19 protein-coding genes are annotated in these 18,205 nt (G+C 67.4%); 13 read left to right on the top strand and 6 right to left on the bottom strand.

The window, feature by feature from the left end; genetic code table 11:
- The first annotated feature begins 67 nt into the window (after positions 1-67).
- Genes cbiE through ML540_RS00880 form a run of 4 tightly spaced genes read left to right on the top strand, consistent with a single transcriptional unit; the run spans position 68 to position 3,385 of the window.
- Complete coding sequence (gene cbiE / locus ML540_RS00895) at positions 68-1,306, top strand: precorrin-6y C5,15-methyltransferase (decarboxylating) subunit CbiE (protein WP_243357915.1); 1,239 nt, start codon at positions 68-70, stop codon at positions 1,304-1,306.
- 19 nt (positions 1,307-1,325) lie between these two features.
- On the top strand, positions 1,326-2,198 hold the full coding sequence (locus tag ML540_RS00890) for a hypothetical protein (protein ID WP_243357914.1): 873 nt from the start codon (positions 1,326-1,328) through the stop codon (positions 2,196-2,198).
- Complete coding sequence (gene cobM / locus ML540_RS00885; RefSeq protein WP_243357913.1) at positions 2,195-2,965, top strand: precorrin-4 C(11)-methyltransferase; 771 nt, start codon at positions 2,195-2,197, stop codon at positions 2,963-2,965. Before ML540_RS00890 ends, cobM begins: the two co-directional genes overlap by 4 nt.
- Positions 2,966-2,983: 18 nt before the next feature.
- Complete coding sequence (locus tag ML540_RS00880; RefSeq protein ID WP_243357912.1) at positions 2,984-3,385, top strand: secondary thiamine-phosphate synthase enzyme YjbQ; 402 nt, start codon at positions 2,984-2,986, stop codon at positions 3,383-3,385.
- Positions 3,386-3,530: 145 nt separating this feature from the next.
- On the opposite strand, the gene ML540_RS00875 is transcribed toward ML540_RS00880, so the two are convergent.
- Complete coding sequence (locus ML540_RS00875; protein ID WP_243357911.1) at positions 3,531-4,523, bottom strand: NAD(P)H-dependent glycerol-3-phosphate dehydrogenase; 993 nt, start codon at positions 4,521-4,523, stop codon at positions 3,531-3,533.
- A gap of 127 nt (positions 4,524-4,650) precedes the next feature.
- On the opposite strand from ML540_RS00875, the gene ahbB reads away from it, so the two are divergent.
- The 4 genes from ahbB to ML540_RS00855 all read left to right on the top strand — a co-directional run bounded on the left by ahbB (position 4,651) and on the right by ML540_RS00855 (position 8,147).
- Positions 4,651-5,130 carry a siroheme decarboxylase subunit beta gene (gene ahbB / locus ML540_RS00870; RefSeq protein WP_243357910.1) on the top strand — a complete coding sequence of 160 codons (480 nt, stop codon included), beginning with the start codon at positions 4,651-4,653 and terminating at the stop codon, positions 5,128-5,130.
- Positions 5,131-5,132: 2 nt separating this feature from the next.
- Positions 5,133-6,236 (top strand): AAA family ATPase, encoded by a 1,104-nt coding sequence (locus tag ML540_RS00865; RefSeq protein WP_243357907.1) that lies wholly within the window; start codon positions 5,133-5,135, stop codon positions 6,234-6,236.
- A 75-nt stretch (positions 6,237-6,311) separates the two neighbouring features.
- On the top strand, positions 6,312-7,136 hold the full coding sequence (locus tag ML540_RS00860; protein WP_243357905.1) for an AraC family transcriptional regulator: 825 nt from the start codon (positions 6,312-6,314) through the stop codon (positions 7,134-7,136).
- Positions 7,137-7,187: 51 nt separating this feature from the next.
- Positions 7,188-8,147 carry a DMT family transporter gene (locus ML540_RS00855; RefSeq protein WP_243357903.1) on the top strand — a complete coding sequence of 320 codons (960 nt, stop codon included), beginning with the start codon at positions 7,188-7,190 and terminating at the stop codon, positions 8,145-8,147.
- Between the two features lie 19 nt (positions 8,148-8,166).
- On the opposite strand, the gene ML540_RS00850 is transcribed toward ML540_RS00855, so the two are convergent.
- Positions 8,167-8,517 carry a hypothetical protein gene (locus ML540_RS00850; protein ID WP_243357902.1) on the bottom strand — a complete coding sequence of 117 codons (351 nt, stop codon included), beginning with the start codon at positions 8,515-8,517 and terminating at the stop codon, positions 8,167-8,169.
- A 243-nt stretch (positions 8,518-8,760) separates the two neighbouring features.
- On the opposite strand from ML540_RS00850, the gene ML540_RS00845 reads away from it, so the two are divergent.
- Both ML540_RS00845 and ML540_RS00840 read left to right on the top strand, forming a co-directional pair.
- Positions 8,761-9,978 (top strand): MFS transporter, encoded by a 1,218-nt coding sequence (locus ML540_RS00845; protein WP_243357901.1) that lies wholly within the window; start codon positions 8,761-8,763, stop codon positions 9,976-9,978.
- A gap of 44 nt (positions 9,979-10,022) precedes the next feature.
- Positions 10,023-11,693, top strand: coding sequence for a putative transporter (locus tag ML540_RS00840; protein WP_243357898.1), 1,671 nt, complete (start codon positions 10,023-10,025; stop codon positions 11,691-11,693).
- A 225-nt stretch (positions 11,694-11,918) separates the two neighbouring features.
- Here ML540_RS00840 and garR read toward each other — a convergent pair whose 3' ends face one another.
- From garR to ML540_RS00825, 3 genes are read right to left on the bottom strand one after another with little or no spacing between them, the layout of a single operon-like run.
- Entirely contained in the window at positions 11,919-12,806 is an 888-nt protein-coding gene (gene garR / locus ML540_RS00835; RefSeq protein ID WP_243357896.1) for a 2-hydroxy-3-oxopropionate reductase, read from the bottom strand.
- Positions 12,807-12,825: 19 nt separating this feature from the next.
- Positions 12,826-13,614, bottom strand: coding sequence for a hydroxypyruvate isomerase (gene hyi / locus ML540_RS00830; protein ID WP_243357895.1), 789 nt, complete (start codon positions 13,612-13,614; stop codon positions 12,826-12,828).
- A gap of 4 nt (positions 13,615-13,618) precedes the next feature.
- The gene (locus ML540_RS00825) at positions 13,619-14,353 is read right to left on the bottom strand and encodes a GntR family transcriptional regulator (RefSeq protein WP_243357893.1); all 735 of its coding nucleotides are present in this window, start codon (positions 14,351-14,353) and stop codon (positions 13,619-13,621) included.
- A 190-nt stretch (positions 14,354-14,543) separates the two neighbouring features.
- Between ML540_RS00825 and ML540_RS00820 the strand changes: the two genes are divergently transcribed.
- From ML540_RS00820 to ML540_RS00810, 3 genes are all read left to right on the top strand, one after another.
- Positions 14,544-15,305, top strand: coding sequence for a hypothetical protein (locus ML540_RS00820; RefSeq protein ID WP_243357891.1), 762 nt, complete (start codon positions 14,544-14,546; stop codon positions 15,303-15,305).
- Positions 15,306-15,392: 87 nt separating this feature from the next.
- On the top strand, positions 15,393-16,160 hold the full coding sequence (locus ML540_RS00815) for a DUF4198 domain-containing protein (protein ID WP_243357888.1): 768 nt from the start codon (positions 15,393-15,395) through the stop codon (positions 16,158-16,160).
- Positions 16,161-16,176: 16 nt separating this feature from the next.
- Positions 16,177-16,821: an Ig-like domain-containing protein gene (locus ML540_RS00810; RefSeq protein ID WP_243357887.1), complete on the top strand. Its 645-nt coding sequence runs from the start codon at positions 16,177-16,179 to the stop codon at positions 16,819-16,821.
- Between the two features lie 154 nt (positions 16,822-16,975).
- On the opposite strand, the gene ML540_RS00805 is transcribed toward ML540_RS00810, so the two are convergent.
- On the bottom strand, positions 16,976-18,160 hold the full coding sequence (locus ML540_RS00805) for a glycosyltransferase family 4 protein (RefSeq protein ID WP_243357885.1): 1,185 nt from the start codon (positions 18,158-18,160) through the stop codon (positions 16,976-16,978).
- Between the last annotated feature and the right edge of the window lie 45 nt (positions 18,161-18,205).

Here is an 18,205-nt window from a genome sequence, read left to right as displayed (position 1 = left end):
CAATCGGCCCGGGCGGGCCGCGAACCTGAAGATACCGGCGCGGGCCGGGCAAGTAAAGGCGGCGGACATGGGTGGGGACGCATTGAACGGCGGGGCGAAAGCCATCGAGGTGGTGGGCCTGGGCATGGGCGGCGGGCTTGCGCGCTCCGAGATGGAACGCATCGTCACGGCCGACGTGCTGGCCGGAGGAGCGAGGCTTCTGGAGCGCTTCACCCACCTGCGCGGCGAGCGGGTGGTCCTGGGCTCGCCGTTGGAGACGGCGCTTACGCGCATCAGCCGGGCCTTCGAGCACGGGCTTCGCGTGGTGGTGCTGGCCGACGGCGATCCGCTCTACTTCGGCATCGGCGCACGCCTGATCGAGCGCTTCGGCCGGGAGCGCCTTCGCTTCCACCCCGGCGTGTGCGCGGTGCAGGCGGCCTGCGCGCGCATCGGCCTGCCCTGGCAGGACCTGCCCGCCGTGTCCCTGCACGGCCGTAGCGACCCCGGCCCGCTGTTCTCGGCCCTGGCCGCCAAGAGCCGGGCCGCCGTGTACACCGACAACGAGAACACGCCCGACGCCGTGGCCCGGCTGCTCCTGGAGCGCGGCATCGAGGACGCCACCGTGTGGGTGCTTGAGGACCTGGGCTCGCCGGACGAGCGGGCGCGCCGCTTCTCTCCCCAGGAAGCCTCTGGCGAGAGCTTTTCGGCCCTGAACCTCGTGGTGATCGAGGGGGCGCAGGCCCCGGCCGGACCGCCTGTGCTTGGGCGCCCCGACGAGTTCTACCAGCGGCAGGACGGCCTCATCACCAAATGGCCCGCGCGGGCCGCAAGCCTCGCGGCCCTGCGGCTGCCCGCCGGGGGGGTGCTCTGGGACGTGGGCGCCGGGTGCGGGGCGGTGGGCATAGAGGCCTGCGCGCTCATGCCCGGCGGACGGGTCTTTGCCGTGGAGCGCGATCCGGAACGCCACCAGGCGGTCAAGGCCAACATCCGCGCCTGCGGGGCCTGGCAGGTCAAGGCCGTGAAGGGCGAGGCCCCGGAGGCCTTCTCCATCCTGCCCGACCCGGACCGGGTGTTCGTGGGCGGCTCGCTGGGCAAGGGCACGACGGCCCTGGCCGAGGCGTGCCGCAGGCTCGCCCCAGGCGGACGGGTGGTGGTCAACACGGTGCTCCTGGGATCGCTCCAGGCGGCGCTCGAACATTTCCGCCAGCTCGGCTGGGGCGCCGAGACCTGCCAGGTCCAGGCCAGCCTGGCCGCGCCCCTGGCCGGAGACCAGCGCCTGGCCGCGCTGAACCCGGTTTTCATCGTGGCGGCGGACAAACCCGCCTGAACTGTGTTAGGGCAACCCCATGCAATCCATATACGAACTCGCCACCAACATCTTCGAGCCCATGGTCCGCTTCTGGGAGGACCCCAAGACGGAGCGCACCATCTCAGGCTCGCTGGTCGTGATCTTCCTCCTGTCGCTCACGGGAATCGAGCTCAAGCGCTGGGGGCTTTTGCCTCCCTCCCTGGCCTGGTTCACCCCGGACCACCACTTCCACGCCGTGAGCGTGGCCTTCACCCTGGTGCTCATCATGGAGGTGATCGGGCTGATCCTCATCCTACCGTGCTCCTTTTCCAAGGCCATGGGCAAGCAGTTCGAGATCCTGTCGCTGATCCTCCTGCGCAACTCCTTCAAGGAACTGGTCAACCTGCCCGAGCCCATCCACCTGCTGGCCAGCGACTGGTCCCCCATCCTGCACATCGTGGTGGACGGCTCAAGCGCGCTTCTCATCTTCGCGCTGCTCGGCCTCTACGACCACATCCAGGGTCCCGCGCCCAAGCAGGCACGGCCCGGACACGCGCGCTACGCCTTCATCGCCTCCAAGAAGATCGTGGCCCTGATCCTGCTGGCCATCTTCGCGGGGCTCGGCGGCAAGGCCATCTGGGAAGGGCTGATCCACCAGCACACCTTCGACTTCTTCGACACCTTCTACACCGTGCTGGTGTTCGCGGACATCCTGCTGGTGCTCCTGTCGCAGCGCTTCATCCCCGGCTATTTGGCCGTATTCAGGAACTCCGGCTACGCCCTGGCCACCCTGGGCATCCGCCTGGCCCTGGCCTCGCCCCCCTATTTCAACGCCGCCCTGGGCGTTGGGTCAGCCGTGTACGCCGTGGCCCTCACCTGGACGTTCAACAAGCTCTCGGAGCGCCCCGAGAGCCGCGAGAGGCACATATGACCCCCAGGGTCCATTTCGTCGGCGCAGGCCCGGGCGACCCGGACCTGCTCACCCTCAAGGCGGCCCGGATCATCTCCCAGGCCGATCTGGTCATCTATCCCGGCTCGCTCACGCCCAAGGCGGTGACGGACCTGGCCAAGCCCGGCGCAGAGCTTCTGGACAGCGCGGCCCTGACCCTGGAACAGACCCACGAGGCCATCATGGAGACCGTCCGCCGGGGCGGACGCGTGGCCCGGCTCCAGGCCGGGGATCCGGCCCTCTACGGCACCGTGGCCGAGCAGGCCCGGCTGCTGGAAGCCGAAGGGGTGGACTACGGCGTGGTTCCCGGCGTTACGGCGGCCTCGGCCGCGTCTGCGGCTCTCAGGATTCCGGCCACTGCCCCGGAAGTGACCCAGACGCTCGTCCTGACCCGCCTGGCCGGACGCACCCCGGTGCCCGAGGCGGAACGCCTGCGCGAGCTGGCCCGGCACCACAGCGCCCTGGCCGTGTATCTGAGTTCCACCGATCCCGAGGCAGTGCGCGAGGAGCTCCTGGCCGGGGGCTACCCCGAGGACACCTGCGTGGCCGTGGCCCACCGGGTGGGCTGGCCCGAGGAGGAGCTGCACATATCCAGCGTACGGGACTTCCCGGACGTAGTGCGGGCGCGCAACCTCACCAAGCAGACCCTCTTCCTGGTGCTGCCCGGCTACAAGGCGGGCACGCGCTCCAAGCTGTACGACCCGGCGTTCGCGCACGGGTCGCGGGAAGCCTCGGCCGGATCACGCTGACATTTCCGGGAGACACCCATGGAAACCCTGACCATCAAGACCACCCACCGCGAGCAGCTGCTCGCGGTCACCGGCCTTCTTCAGGAGCTCGTGTCGGCCAACGGCTGGCGGGACGGAGTGCTTTCCCTGCACTGCCCGCACACCACGGCGGGGCTTACCATCAACGAGAACGCGGACCCGGACGTGGCCCGGGACATCCTGGCCACGCTCGCGCGGCTGGTGCCCGAAAAGGGCGACTACCGCCACGTGGAGGGCAATTCGGACGCCCACCTGAAGGCCAGCTGCATGGGGCCGGGGCTGTCGCTCATCGTGGAGGGCGGGAGGATTCGCCTGGGCACGTGGCAGGGGGTGTTCTTTTGCGAGTTCGACGGCCCGAGGACCAGGCAGCTCTGGGCGCAGTGGATCGGGACCGGGGCGTAGGAATTTCCGGGTGGGTCTGGGGCTTCATCTTCCCCGAAAAGAGAGCGCCCCTGACCGGCGTGCCGATCAGGGGCGCGAAGCTATACAGGATTCCAAAGGAACGCAGTTCCTTTGGCCGCCGGAGGCATCTTAAACTCTTCTCTTCCTACTCGTCCTTCAACTCCCGCATCATCAGCTCGCGCACGGCTTGGGCCGGGTCCTTGTCCTCGTACAAAATGGCATACACCTGCTCGGTGATGGGCAGCTCCACCTTGAGCTTCTTGGCCAGCCCGTGCACGGCCTGGGTGGTCTTGACGCCTTCGGCCACCATCTTCATTTCGCCCAAAATATCCATGAGCTTCTGGCCCTGGGCCAGGCGCTTGCCCACCTGGCGGTTGCGCGAGAGGTCGCCGGTGCAGGTGAGCACCAGGTCGCCCAGGCCGGACAGGCCCATGAAGGTCTTGGGGTCGGCCCCCATCCTGGTGCCCAGGCGGCTCATTTCGGCCAGGCCCCGGGTGATGAGGGCGGCCCGGGCGTCGGCTCCGAAGCCCAGCTCGTCGGAGACGCCCGCGGCGATGGCGATGATGTTCTTGACCGCGCCGCCGAGCTCCACCCCCCTGACGTCCTTGTTGGTGTAGACGCGGAAGGTGTCGGTGGCGAAAAGTTCCTGCACCTGCCTGGCCAGGTCCTTGTCCTTGCATCCCAGGCTCACGGCGGTGGGCATGCGGCGGATGACCTCGTAGGCGAAGCTCGGGCCGGAGAGCACCGCAAAGCGGTATTTGTGCCCGGCCAGGGCCTCCTCGCAGACCTCGGACATGGTTTTGCCGGTGTCCAGCTCCACGCCCTTGTTAGCGCAGATGATGGCCGCGTTCTTGGGCAGCAGGGGCCGCATGTCGGAAAGCGTCTGGCGCAAGAACTGGCTGGGCACGGTCATGAGGAAGAATTCCGCGCCCTTGCACGCCTGGGCCAGGTCCATGGTGGCCTGCAGGTTGGGCGAGAGCTTCACGCCCGGCATGTACCAGGTGTTTTCGCCTTTGGCCTTGATCTCGGCCAGAAGCTCCATCTCGCGGATCCAGATGGTGACGTCCAGGCCCTTCCCGGCCAGCAGGTCGGCCAGGGTCGTGCCCCAGCTGCCGCCGCCTATGACCGCTATTTTCATTGGATCTCCGTGAATTACGTGGGTGCCGAAGCGGCGGGGGGCGAATCCCCATTGCCGCCGTGATTGCAAGTACCACATGAACCCGGTAGAGATAAAGGCGTTATCAGTACGATTGCAAGGAGCGGCGATGTCCAAGGCCAAGGAATTTACCGAGTCCCAGAAGCGCGTGCTGGCGCTGGTTCAAGGCGATCTGCCCGACGGCCCCGAGCCGTTCGCCGAGATCGCCAAACAGGCCGGGGTGAGCCAGGAAGAGGTTCTGGAGCTTCTCTCCGGCATGAAGGAGCGCGGCGAGATCAGGCGCTTCGGGGCGACGCTTCGCCACCAGAAGGCCGGGTACGGCTCCAACGCCATGGTGGCCTGGTACGTGGACGACGAGGACATGGCGCGCATCGGCGCGTTCATGGCCGCGCGCCCCGAAATATCCCACTGCTACCACCGGGTGAACTGCATGGACTGGCCCTACAACCTCTACACCATGGTCCACGCCAAGACCCCCGAGGAGTGCATGGAAACCGTGGCCGAGCTGGTCAGGCTCTCGGGCGTCGAGGAGTTCGACGTGCTCAGAAGCCGCAAGGAGTTCAAGAAGACCAGCATGCGGTACTTCTAGCCATGCCCATCCTGCCCAAGGACATCTTCGACTACATGGCCAAGCGGGTGCTCGGCCAGCGCGAGGTGCTGCGCCTGATCTCCGTGGCGGTGTACAAGCACGTGTCGGGCATCCGGGCGGGCAACATCCTGCTGGTGGGCAACTCGGGCACGGGCAAGACCACCATCATGAAGACCATCCACCGCTTCTACCTGGAGCACGACGAGATGGCCCCCTTCAGGGTGATGGCGGTCCTGAACGCCAACATCCTGGCCGGAGAGGAGGGCGACATCCGCACGGCGCGCCTGTTCACGGCCCTGGAAGCGGCGGTGAAGAAGCAGCTGGGCGAGAACGTCGACCGCGAGACCATGCGCCTGGGGCTGCAGAACGCCACGGTGTGCTTAGACGAGGTGGACAAGATATCCGCGCGCATCTCCGGCAAGCCCAACCCGGTGGGCATCACCCTGCAGCAGGCCCTGCTGACCATCCTGGAGGGCGAGACCATCATGGTGCCGGTCACGGTGATGGAAAACGGGGCCGAAGTGGCCACCCACGTGCCCGTGGACACGGGCAAGATCCTGTTCGTGTGCGGCGGGGCCTTCGAGGAGCTCTACGACCAGGTCTATTCGCTCATCGTCAACCGCAAGGACGACCGCAGGCTCAAGGAGACCACCGAGCTGCAACGCAGCGCCGACGGCGAGGTGCGCGTCACCGCCGTGACCCGCTTCAAGCTGGTGGACTACCTGCGCCTGTCGGACATGTTCACCTACGGCATGCTGCCGCAGTTTCTGTCGCGGTTTTCGTCCATCGCCATCCTGGACGACCTGGCCCGCGAGGACCTGGTGCAGATCATGCTGGCCGCCGAGGACTCGCCGCTTCGGCACTGCAGGGAGTTCTTCGCCTCCATGGGCATCGACCTGCGCGTCACCCAGGAGGCCCTGGACTCCATCGCCGAGCACGCCCTGCGCAACACCCGCATCGGGGCCAGGGCGCTACGCGAGATTTTCAGCCGCATCATGGCCGACGCCGAGTTCGACCCCTTCGGCCAGCCTAAATTGCAGAAGACCGAAAAAGGGCACTCCCTGACCATCGACCGGGCCATGGTGCAGGAGCGTCTGGCCAGGTAAGAGAAGAGGAAGATGCCTCCGGCGGCCAAAGGAACTTCGTTCCTTTGGAATCCTCCATCGCTTCGCGGGACTCGCGTGAAACACACGGTCAATATCTGGAAGCCCCAGGGGCTTGCGGGAGTGGAATGCCTGCGCGCCGAGCATGTGGGCGTGCGCTTCGCCAGGCACTTTCACGAGGGCTACGCCGTGGGCGTCATCGAATCCGGGGCGCTGGGATTTAAGTACCTGGGCCGCGACTGCGTGGCCCCTGCCGGGGCCGTGAACATGGTGGTGCCCGGCGAGGTCCACGACGGGCACCCCGAGTCGCCCCAGGGCTGGGGCTACCGCATGTTCTACCTGGACGCCCCGGTGGTGGAGAAGCTGGCCGGCGAGATGGACGAACGCGACGCCAAGGTGCCGGACTTCCCGGCCGGGGTGATCCATGATCCGCTGCTGGCGGGGGGGCTTCGCCTGCTGCACGAGGACCTGGAAGCCGGGCGCACCACCTTGCTCGAGCGCCAGAGCCGCCTCGCCGCCATCCTCGCGGCCTGGATATCACGCCACTCGGGCCGCGCGGAGCGGCTCTATCCTGGGGCGGAGCCCAGGGCCGTGAGCCGCGCCAAGGACTACCTGCGCCAGCGCGCCGTCATCCCCGTCAGCCTGGAGGAGCTCTCCCGCGAGGCCGGCCTGTCCGGTTTCCGCCTGAACCGCCTGTTCAGCCTCCATGTGGGCCTGCCCCCCCACGCCTACCAGGTGATGCTGCGCGTGGAGAACGCCCGCGCCCTCATCGCGGCGGGATCGAACCCGGCCCAGGCCGCCCTGGAATCCGGATTCAGCGACCAGAGCCATCTGACCCGCCACTTCCGCCGCATGACCGGGCTCACCCCCGGCGCATACGGCAAGATCGTTCAAGACCGCTGACCCGCCAAGGTGGCAGGACGCCCTCCAGCGTAATGCAGGAGGTGTCAGGCTATGTCTCGCGATATTTCCCCTATCCCGCAGGGCGCGCTGGCCCTTGATCCGCGAGTGGCGGAAGCCCCGCAAGCACGGCGAGGGCGAGGCGAACTGCGCGCCCTGGCCGACATGGCCCTGGCCATGCTGCTGGTGGGGGCCACGGCCCCGCTCGGCGAGATCGCCCTGTCCGGCGTGCCGCTGTTTCCCGCCCTGGCCGTTCGTCTGGCCCTGGCGGGCCTCGCCCTGGCGGCGTTCGGCGGGCGCGCGGGCGAGGCCGAAAGGCTTTCGCCGCGCCACTGGGCCGTGCTCGCTCTGCAGGCCCTGTGCGGGGTGGTGGTGTTCAACGCCGGATTGTGGCTGGGCATGCGCGAGAGCTCCCCGGCGGCGGCCGGGGTGTTCACCAGCGCCACCCCGGCGGTGATGGCCGGGCTCGGGATGATTTTCTTCGGGGAGCGCCCTTCGGCCAGGACCGCTACCGGCATCGGGCTCACGGTGGCCGGCGTGCTCGCCGCGCGCGGCGTGACCGGCCTCGCCTGGAGTCCCGGCCCGAGCGACGCGCTCCTCCTGGCGGCGGTGTGCGGCGAGGCGGTGTTCCTGTTGGCGCTGCGCTGGCTTCCGGACTGGCTTTCGCCCCTGGGCGCGGCCCGCCGCGTGACCTGGATCGGCCTGGCCATGACCGCCCCGCTGGCCATTTTCCAGGGCCTGGATGAGGGACTGGGAAGCGCCGGGATCGGGGGGGTCGGGGCGTGGCTGGCCGTGGCGGCCCTGGGCGTGCTGGTGACGGCCGGGGGCTACGTGTTGTGGTTCAGGGGAGTGGGATCGGTGCGGGCCGGGCAGGCCGCCGCCCTGACCGGGCTCATGCCCGTGAGCGCCGTGCTGTCCAGTTGGGTGCTCCTGGGGGCCGCGCCCACGCCCGGCCAGGCAATGGGATGCGCGGCAGTGGGCGCGGGCATCTGGCTGGCCGCCCGCAAGGGATGAGGAAAGGCCCGCGCGTGGGTCAGTCCCTGGGCAGCTCCTCGGTCTGTATCTTGTGGATGATGGACCATGTGCTGAACATGGCCCGCAGGTAGTCCGCCGACATGCCCGCCTGGGCCATGGCGTCCTTGAAGGAGTTGTAGTCCAGGTCGTTGGCCTCGTCCTGGAGGGCCCTGCCCCAGATCTCCTTGGGAATCTGGATGCGGTAGCGGTAGTCGGCCTCGGGGAAGGTCAAAATCTCGGCCGAGATGCCGTGCCGCTCCATGAGGCTTTCCAGGTGTTCCTTCTTCCTGGCCCGAACGGCGACCTCGCCCGGCTGACAGAACTTGGTGGCGGCGACGGAAAAGAACCCGTCGCGGGAAAATATCCACATGAGGCACCTCCTGAAGGCGCGGTGCATCGAACTGACTACACGGGTTGAAATAGCCGCTTACGCGCTGGAATGATTTCGCTTCTTGTCCAGTGCGCCACGGGGAAACTCCCCGGCCACTGCCCAGCCTGAAAGTAAACCAGCTGGACCGCCGGGGCAAGGGCGCGTATGAATCCAGACCGCGCGAGCCGCCCGGACGGGGCTTCGGGTGGACCCGCCGAAAAGCCTTTCCCACGGACCACGCCCATGTTCAAAGAAGCCATGGCCGACAAGGCCTTCCGCAATTTCTGGTTCTGCCAGATCCAGTCCATGTCCGCCTACCAGATGCTCAACGTGGCCATCGGCTGGCAGATGTACGACATCACCGGCAGCGCCCTGAGCCTCGGCCTGGTCGGCCTGGCCCAGTTCATCCCCCAGCTTCTGCTCACCCTGGTCGCCGGACAGGCGGCCGACCACTTCGACCGTCGGCTTATCGCCCGCGCCTGCCAGATGATCGAGTGCGCCATGACCGCCGTGCTGGCCGCCGGGAGCATCTTCCACTTCACCGACCAGCACCTGCTCTACCTTGGAGCCTTCGTGCTGGGCGCGGCGCGGGCCTTCGAGATGCCCACCCTGCAGGCCCTCCTCCCCGAGCTGGTGGAACCGGGCAAGCTGCCCCGGATGCTGGCCCTGACCGCCTCCGCGCGCCAGAGCGCCTTCATCCTGGGACCGGCCCTGGGCGGCGTGCTCTACATGGCCGGTGCGGGCGCGGTGTACGCCCTGTGCTGCGCGCTCTTCGCCATGGCGGCCAAGGCGGTCTGGGGCATCCCCAAGCCCGCCACGGTCAGGCGTCGCGAGCCGGTGAGCATCGACTCGGTGCTGGGCGGCATCCGCTATGTGCGCAACAAGCCCGAGCTTTTGGGGGCCATCTCCCTGGACCTCTTTTCGGTGCTCCTGGGCGGGGCCACGGCGCTCCTGCCCATCTTCGCCCGCGACATCCTGGGGGCCGGGCCTTGGGGCCTGGGCATCCTGCGCGGCGCGCCGGGCATAGGCGCCTTGGCCATGTCCCTGTGGCTGGCCCATTCGCCCCTGGGCGGCAAGGTGGGGCTCAAGATGTTCGGAGCCGTGGCCATGTTCGGGCTGGCCACCATCGTGTTCGGCTTCTCGCGCAGCTTCCCCCTCTCGCTCGCCGCCCTGATCGTGCTGGGGGCCAGCGACATGATCAGCGTGGTCATCAGGTCGTCGCTGGTGCAGCTCGAGACCCCGGATGAGATGCGCGGGCGCGTCAGCGCGGTCAACTCGGTGTTCATCGGTACCTCCAACCAGCTGGGCGAATTCGAGTCCGGCGTGACCGCCGCCTGGTTCGGCACGGCCCCGTCGGTGGTGATCGGCGGCATGGCCACGCTTCTGGTGGTGGCCCTGTGGATGAAGCTCTTTCCCGCGTTGACCAACCGGGACAGGCTGGCTACGGGTAGGCATGCCTAGTCCGGGCTAGACCGGACTGGAGCGGCCGCGAAAGGACGTCTTCCATGAACTGGTTCACGCAGCTCTTCACCGCCCACACCCCGGCCCAGGCCGTGGTGGTGCTGGGCTTGGCCGTGGCCCTGGGCCTAGCGCTGGGGCACATCCGCTTCTTCGGCATACGCCTGGGCGTGGGGGGAGTGCTCTTTAGCGGCCTGGCCCTGGGGCACTACGGGCTGGCCCTGGACCACGAGGTGCTGGAGTTCGCCCGCGAGTTCGGGCTGATCCTCTTCGTGTACACCATCGGCATGCAGGTGGGGCCGGGCTTCGCGGATTCGCTGCGCAGGCGGGGATTTCGCCTGAACGCCATGGCCACGCTCATCGTGGCCCTTGGCGTGGTCCTCACCATATGCTTCCATCGTTTCGGGGGAATCGGGCTCTCCACCTCGGTTGGGCTCTTCAGCGGAGCCACCACCAACACGCCCTCGCTGGCCTCGGCCTCCCAGGCCTTCAAGGAGCTGGCTCCGCAGGCGGCCGAGCGCCTGGTGGGCGAGGCCGGGCTCGGCTACGCGGTGTCCTATCCCTTCGGCATCTTCGGCATCATCCTGGTGATGCTGGCCGTGCGGGCCATCTTCCGCATCAATCCCGCCGAGGAGCTGCGCCAGATGGAGGAGCAGGCCAAAAGTCTGCACCCGCCGCTTGAAACCATGACCCTGGAAGTGACCAACCCCAATCTGGACGGCATGGCCCTGGGCGCGGTGCCGGGGCTTGCCGAGATGAACGTGGCGGTGTCCCGGGTGATGTCCGGAGGGCAGGTGAGCGCGGCCACGCCGGACACGCGCCTGGCCGCCGGGATGCTGCTGCACGCGGTGGGCCGTCCGGCCGACCTCGAGAAGCTTCGCGTGCTGGCCGGGGTGAAGAGCGAGGTCTTTTTGCCGCGCGTGGCCGGGCCGCTCACCATGCGCCGTCTGGTGGTCACCCGCAAGGGCGTGGTGGGCAAGAGCGTGCCGGAGCTTAACCTGGCCCAGAAGCACGAGGTGAGCGTCACCCGCATCAGCCGCTCGGGCACGGAGTTTTCGCCAGGGCCGGACGTGCACCTGCATTTCGGGGACGTGGTGCAGTGCGTGGGCTCGCCCGCGCAGCTGGCCGAGGTGGAGGCGCTCCTGGGCAACTCGGCCAAGGAGCTGGACCACCCCCACGTGCTGCCCATCTTCGTGGGCATCCTGCTCGGCACCATCGTGGGCAGCATTCCCGTGGCCCTGCCCGGGCTGCCGTCGGGCATCAAGCTGGGCGTGGCGGGAGGACCGCTGCTGGTTTCCATTCTTCTTTCCCGGCTGCACCATTTCGGGGGCATGGTCTGGTACATGCATCCCAGCGCCAACCTGGTGCTGCGCGAGGTTGGCATCAGCCTGTTTTTGGGATGCGTGGGCCTTCAGGCCGGGGGGCGCTTCGTGGACGCGGTGATGAGCGGGGCCGGGCTCTACTGGCTGGCTGCGGGAGCGGCCATCACCTTCATTCCGCTCTTTGTGGCCGGTATCATCGGGCGGGTGTTCCTCAAGTGCAACTACGCCTCCATGTGCGGGCTTCTGGCCGGAAGCATGACCGATCCGCCCGCCCTGGCCTTCGCCGGGCAGATGCTGAACAGCGACGCCCCGGCCTCGGTGTACGCCACGGTCTATCCGTTGGTGATGATTTTACGCATCCTGGCCGGGCAGCTCATGGTGCTGCTGCTCTTCTGACCGTCTTTTCCTGCTCGCAAAAGGGCCGGGTGTTGCGCGCCCGGCCCTTTTTGTCTCATGCGAAAGCCCAAACTTGGGATTCCAAAGGGCGTCAGCCCTTTGGCCGCCGGAGGCTTCCCTTCCTGACCCTCGCGGGCAATACTCAGGGTTCCCTGCCCGCGAAGAAAAACCATGAAGTTAATTCGTTGAAAAATATTTCATATTTTTCAGCAAATTAGGCGTCAACTACCGCCTCGCCTCCACCTTGGCCAGCTTCTCCCAGTACTTGATGAGTGCACCGTGGTCGGCGTCGCCCAGGCCGTCGGCCTTGAGGGCCTGCATCACCTCCATCACCTGAGCGGTCATGGGCAGGGCCACATTGAGCTCGTGGGAGGTTTCCAGCACGTTGTAGAGGTCCTTGGCGTGCAGGTTGATCTTGAAGCCGGGGGTGAACTTGCCGTCCATGACCAGGGGGGCCTTGGCGTCCAGCACGGTGCTTCCGGCCAAGCCGCCCCGGATGGCCTGGTAGACCAGGTCCGGGTTCACGCCCGCCTTGGCGGCCAGCACCAGGGCCTCGGACATGGCCGCGATGTTCAGCGCCACCACGATCTGGTTGGCCAGCTTGGTCACGTTGCCCGCGCCCACGTCGCCCACGCGCACAACCGACGCGGCCATGGCCTTGAGCACCGGCAGGCACTCGTCGAAATCGGCCTGGGCGCCGCCCACCATCACCGAGAGCGTGCCCTCGATGGCCTTGGGCTCGCCGCCGCTCACGGGCGCGTCCAGCATGCGCACGCCCTTCTTTTCGAGTTCGCGGGCGATCTCCTGGCTGGCCAGGGGGGCGATGGAGCTCATGTCCACTACGATCGCGCCGGGCTTTGCCCCCGCGACCACACCGCCGGGGCCGAGCACCACCTCCTTCACCTGGGGCGAGTTGGGCAGCATGGTGATGATGACGTCGGACTTGGCGGCCACGTCCTTGGGAGAGGCCCCGGCCTCAGCGCCGGCGGCCACGACCAAGTCCACGTCCTTTTGGGTACGGCTCGTCACGGTAAGGGAGTATCCGGCCTTGAGGAGGTTCTTGGCCATGGGCTTGCCCATGATGCCGAGGCCGATGAAGCCGATGCGTTTCATAGGGTGCTCCTGTCTGGTTCTAGTGGTGGGTGAGGGCGTATTTCTTGATCCATGCCAGCGACGACAGGGTGTCGGGCTCGGGCACGTATTCCAGGCCCACGTGGCCAGCGTAGCCCAGGCGATCGATCTCCTCGAAGAGGAAGGGGAAGTTGATCTCGCCCGTGCCCGGCTGGTGGCGGCCCGGATTGTCCGCGATCTGGATGTGGCCGATCTTGTCCATGCTCGCGCGCAGGGTGGCGGCCAGTTCGCCTTCCTCGCGCTGGGCATGGTAGACGTCGTACTGCATGAGGAGGTTGGGCCGGCCCACCTCCTCGATGATCCCGAGGGTCTGGTCGGAGCGGTGCAGATAGAAGCCGGGGATGTCCTTGCGGTTGATGAATTCGATGAGGAGCGTCAGCCCCTCCTTGGCCAGGACGTCGGCGGCGAAGCGCAGGTTCGCAACGAAGGTGCGCCGCAGATCCTCCTCGGAGACGCCCTGGGGGACCTTTCCGGCCAGGCAGTTGAGGCGCGGCACGTTAAGGGTCTTGGCGTAGGTGACGGCCTTGGCCACCCCGGCGCGGAACTCCTCGGCCCAGGAGGGGTCCACGGCGATGCCGCGGTCTCCGGCGGCCCAGTCGCCCGCCGGGAGGTTGAAGAGCACCTGGGTGAGGCCGTTGTCCTTGAGAAGCCCCGCCAGCCTGGCCGGGGCGTGCTCGTAGGGGAAGAGGTACTCCACGGCCGAAAAGCCCGTCGCCTTGGCCGCGGCGAAGCGCTCCAGGAAGGGCAGGTCGGTGAACAGCATGGACAGGTTGGCCGAGAACTTGGGCATGGCGTCATCTCCTCGCTGTTTTCTTGGGTGAAATGCCGGTTGCGGCGGCCGGGGCCCCCTGGCTTTCGCCGCGCAGCGCCTCCAGGGACTGGGCGATGTGCGCGCGCATGGCCTCGCCGCAGGCGGCCGCGTCGCCGCGCTCCAGGGCGTCGATGACGGCCAGGTGGTCGGGCACGGTATCCTCCCAGGGGCGGGGAGCGCCGTGCAGGTAGGCGGCGGCCATCATGTTCACCGGGGCCATGGCCGCGCTCAGATAGGGATTGGCGGCAAGCTCGGCCAGCCGCCAGTGGAAGCGGCGGTCCAGGTCCACGAAGGTGCGGTGCGACTCGGGCGTGTCCGGCATGTCGGCCATGGCGGCCCACTGGCGGCGCATCTCACGGGCTTCGCCGGGTTCGATGCGCGCGGCGGCAAGCTCGGCGGCCAGGGGCTCCAGGCGTTCGCGCAGCTCGAAAAGCCAGACAAGCTCCTGAAGGCCCAGCTGGCGCACGTAGATGCCGCGCCGGGGCACCCACTCGAGGAGCCCCTCCTGGGCCAGGCGCTTGAGCGCGTTCACCAGCGGGGTGCGGCTGACCCCAAGGTTCGCGGCCAGGTCCTCCTGCACGATGCGGCTTCCGGGTTCCAGATCGCCGGAGGCGATCATGTCCTTGACGCGCGCGTAGACCTTGTCGTCCAGATTGACGTGGCGGATGGGGGACAGACGGGCGCCCGCTGAGCCTGATGCCGTTTCGCTGGTATGCATTGAACTTGGCTAGACCCGTCGGTGGCCTGCGTCAACGGAATTTTGAATTTTGAATTCAAAATTTACTTCTGAAACCCTCCCGCCGAAACCCGCCTCGACACCTCGCACGGCCATGCGTTATCCCTTGTCCGCGCCGGCGGATCCGTCGCAACGCCCCGTCCCGTGCAACCGCCAACACGAGAGGTCCTCCATGTTCGCGCCCGCCGCCCTGCTTCCTGTCCTGCTCCTGATTTTCGCCGCCAGTGCCGGGTCCGGGGACTGCCTCGCGGCCGATCCCGCCGATCCCAAGGGCCCGCCCCTGGCCGGGCAGTGGCAGCGCATGCCCCGCGACGCCCGCACCTGCTACATGACCGGGGCCGCCGCCGGAGCCCGCGCCTTCGCCGAAACCCAGCCCGGCACGCCCATGCCCGCGCGCATCGACGTGCCCCAGGCCGTCACCAACATGGACCACCTGGCCTCCGACCCCATGTTCGCCCGCAGGCCCATGATGGAAGTGGCCCTCAAGGCCCTCATGGCCGCCCAAGACACCGGTATCCGCTACGTTGAGTCGGGGCCGGTGTTGCGCGATGTCCATTTCGACGCCATGCTCCTCTTCGACGATCCCGGATTCTGGCCCATCAACATGGACAGCTTCGTGCCCACGCCCATCCCCGGCGGCAAGCCCACCTTCGCCCAGGCCTGGCTCAGGACCGCAGAGGTCCAGAAGCAGCTCTTCGCCCAGGGATTCGGCGACATGGCCGCCGCCCAGTGCCTGGGACGCTACGGCGACACCCCGTCGGGCTCCAAGTGCCTGAAGCCCCTGCTGCCCCTGCCCGTGGGCGACGTGATCGCCCAGATGGACACCATCTACCGCGACCAGCGCTTCGCCAACGCCGGATTCGACCTGGCCATCCGGGCCGCCCTGGCCAAGATGGTGGGCGACGACTGGCAGAAGATCCTGGCAGGAAAATAGCGGCCTACCGCGTGGCACATGTTGCCATATCGTGCCTCCTTGAGTTACACGACTTGGCAAATGATGCCACTCGGCAAAGGAGTCCCCATGCGCCGCACGCTTCCGCTCGTCCTGCTCCTCATGTTCGCCCTGGCAGCGCCCGCCAACGCCCATTTCGGCATGGTCGTGCCCGACGTAAACATCGTGACCAAGGACGGCCCGAGATCCGTGGTGCTGGACATCCGCTTCTGGCACCCCATGGACAACCAGGGCATGAACATGGAGAAGCCCAGGCTGGAGGTCTTCGCCAAGGGACAGAAGCAGGACATCTCCGCCGCGCTCGCCCCGGCCGCCATCGACGGCAAGCAGGCCTGGACCGCCCGGCAGCAGTTCAAGGCCCCGGGCGTGAACGTCTTCGCCGCCATCCCCCAGCCTTACTGGGAGCCCGCCGAGAAGAAATTCATCCAGCACCTCTCCAAGACCGTGGTCTGCGTGATGGGCGGCGACGAAGGCTGGGACAAGCCCGTGGGCCTCAAGCTCGAGATCGTGCCCATGGCCAAGCCCTTCGCCCTCTATGCGGGCAACGCCTTCACCGGCAAGGTGCTCTTCAAGGGCAAGCCCCTGGCCAACGCCGAGGTCGAAATCGAATTCTTCAACAAGGACGGCGCGCTCAAGGCCCCGGACGAGGCCTACACCACCCAGGTGGTCAAGACCGACGGGAACGGCGTCTTCACCTACGCCGCGCCCTGGGCGGGCTGGTGGGGATTCGCGGCGCTCACCGACGACGATGCCAGGATCAAGCACGACGGCAAGGACATGCCCGTGGAACTGGGCGGCGTCATCTGGGTGTACTTCCACCCCCTGCCCGGCAAATAACCCGGAAAGCGAGATCATGATGCGATTGATTCCGGCGGCCCTGGCCGCACTGCTCAGCCTCGCCACCCCTGCCCTGGCCCACAAGGTCAACGTCTTCGCCGTGGTCGAAAACGGCGTCGTCACCGGCGAAGGCTACTTTTCCGGCGGGGCCAAGGCCCAGAACTCCACCGTGGAGATCATAAACTCCCGGGGCGAGCTGCTCGCCGAGGCCATGACCGCCCCGGACGGGACGTTTCGCATCCCGCTCCCCCCCAATGCGGGCGCACCCCTCACCGTGGTGCTCAAGGCCGGCGAAGGCCACCAGAACGACTTCACCCTCACCGCCCAGGACCTGGGACAGGCCGCGCCCGCCCAAAGCCTGCCGCCCCCGACCCCCGGAGCGCTGCCCATACCCGGCGTGACCCGGGCCGCTACGCCTGCGGATGCCGCCCCGGCGCAGGCAGCGGGAAGCGTGGCCTCCCTGGACGAACCCCGGCTGACCGCGCTGGTGGAGGCGGCCACGGCCAAGGCCCTGGAGGAGAAGCTCACGCCCATCAAGCTGGAGCTTGCCCGCATGGCCACCCAGGAACAGTCCACCCGCGTGCGGGACATCGTGGGCGGCATCGGCTGGATAGTGGGGCTGGTCGGGATCGCCGCGTGGTTCAAGAGGCCGAAGAAGTAGGAGAAGAGGGAAGAGTTAAGATGCCTCCGGCGGCCAAAGGGACCAGTCCCTTTGGAATCCCCTTTGGCTTCGCGTCGATCGATGCAAAAATAATCAAGGCGGGAAGCGCGGCTTTGCGCGCTTCCCGCCTCATTTTCTCACTGACGTCAACCGATCACTTGCCGATAAGTTCCAGCTCTCCGCGGGCGATGGCCTCCCAGTCGAACCGGGCGGACACCAGCGCGGCCTCGGACACCAGATGCGCACGGCGGGAGGGCTCGTCCATGAGGCGCAGCACCTCGTCCGCGAAGCCCTTCACGTCGCCCTGGGGCAGGCGCACCATGCCTCCGGGGAAGATTTCGTCGTAGATCTTCAGGTTGTAGGCCACCACGGGCAGGCCGCAGGCCATGGCCTCCACGGCCACTTGGCCGAAGCTCTCGTAGTGGCTGGGCATGCAGAAGCATCCGGCGTTTTTCAGGAGCCGGATTTTTTCGGCCCCCTGCTTGAAGCCGATGAGGTCCACGTTGGCGGTGAGCCCGGCCTTCCCGATCTCGGACTGCAGACGCGAGAACCAGGCGTCGGAGCCGCCGCCGATGATGCCGAGCTTGGCCTGCGGCTTGGCGTCGCACACGGCGCGCCAGATCTTCACCAGGTCCAGAAGCCCCTTCTGAGGGTGCAGGCGGCCAAGGAAAATGCCGTCGTAGCGCGGCGTGTCCGGCAGCACTTCGACTGATTCGAACTCGCTCACGTCCACGCCCATGGTGACCACGGTCACGGCCTTGGGATCGATGCCCCGGCCCACCAGGGTGTCGCGGTCCAGGGAGTTGAGCACCAGCATGCGTCCGCCGAACAGGCGCGTGAGCCCCACGGCCAGCATCTGGGTGGTCCAGTACAGGATGCCCCGGATGGTGGGCACGCGCCAGCGCGGCCTGAACACGTTCTCGTAGCCCCGAAAGGGATTGGGCGCGATCAGGAAGACGCATACGGTGAGCTTGGCCTTGGGGTTGCGCAGCTTGGCGAGCAGCGCCGGGATCAGGTCCACCAAGAAGTCGGAGGGGGCGTAGATGGCGTCCATGCCCTTGGGGTAGGGCATGAACAGGCAGCGGAAGAGCCGCCACAGGTAGGTCTTGAGCACGTTGCCCAGCGAGTCGGCTTCACTCTCGAAGGGCTCGGGAAACACCTGGTAGTCCATGCCCAGGACGTTCTGGGATTCGAACACGCCGATCTGGCGCCTCGGCAGCATGACCGCCAGCCGCTCGCCCCAGCACAGCCAGCGCCGGGCGATCTCCGAGAAGCGGACCTCGCTGCCGTCGCGGTTTTTCGTGTTCACGCGGCCCATGGCCGGGATGAAGATGCGCATAAGATGAAGATGCCTCCGGCGGCCAAAGGAACATTCGTTCCTTTG

It is taken from the genome of Fundidesulfovibrio terrae (assembly GCF_022808915.1).
GTDB lineage: Bacteria > Desulfobacterota > Desulfovibrionia > Desulfovibrionales > Desulfovibrionaceae > Fundidesulfovibrio > Fundidesulfovibrio terrae.
The sequence above is the reverse complement of the archived record's forward strand: the minus strand, read 5'-3'. Positions and strand labels throughout refer to the sequence as shown.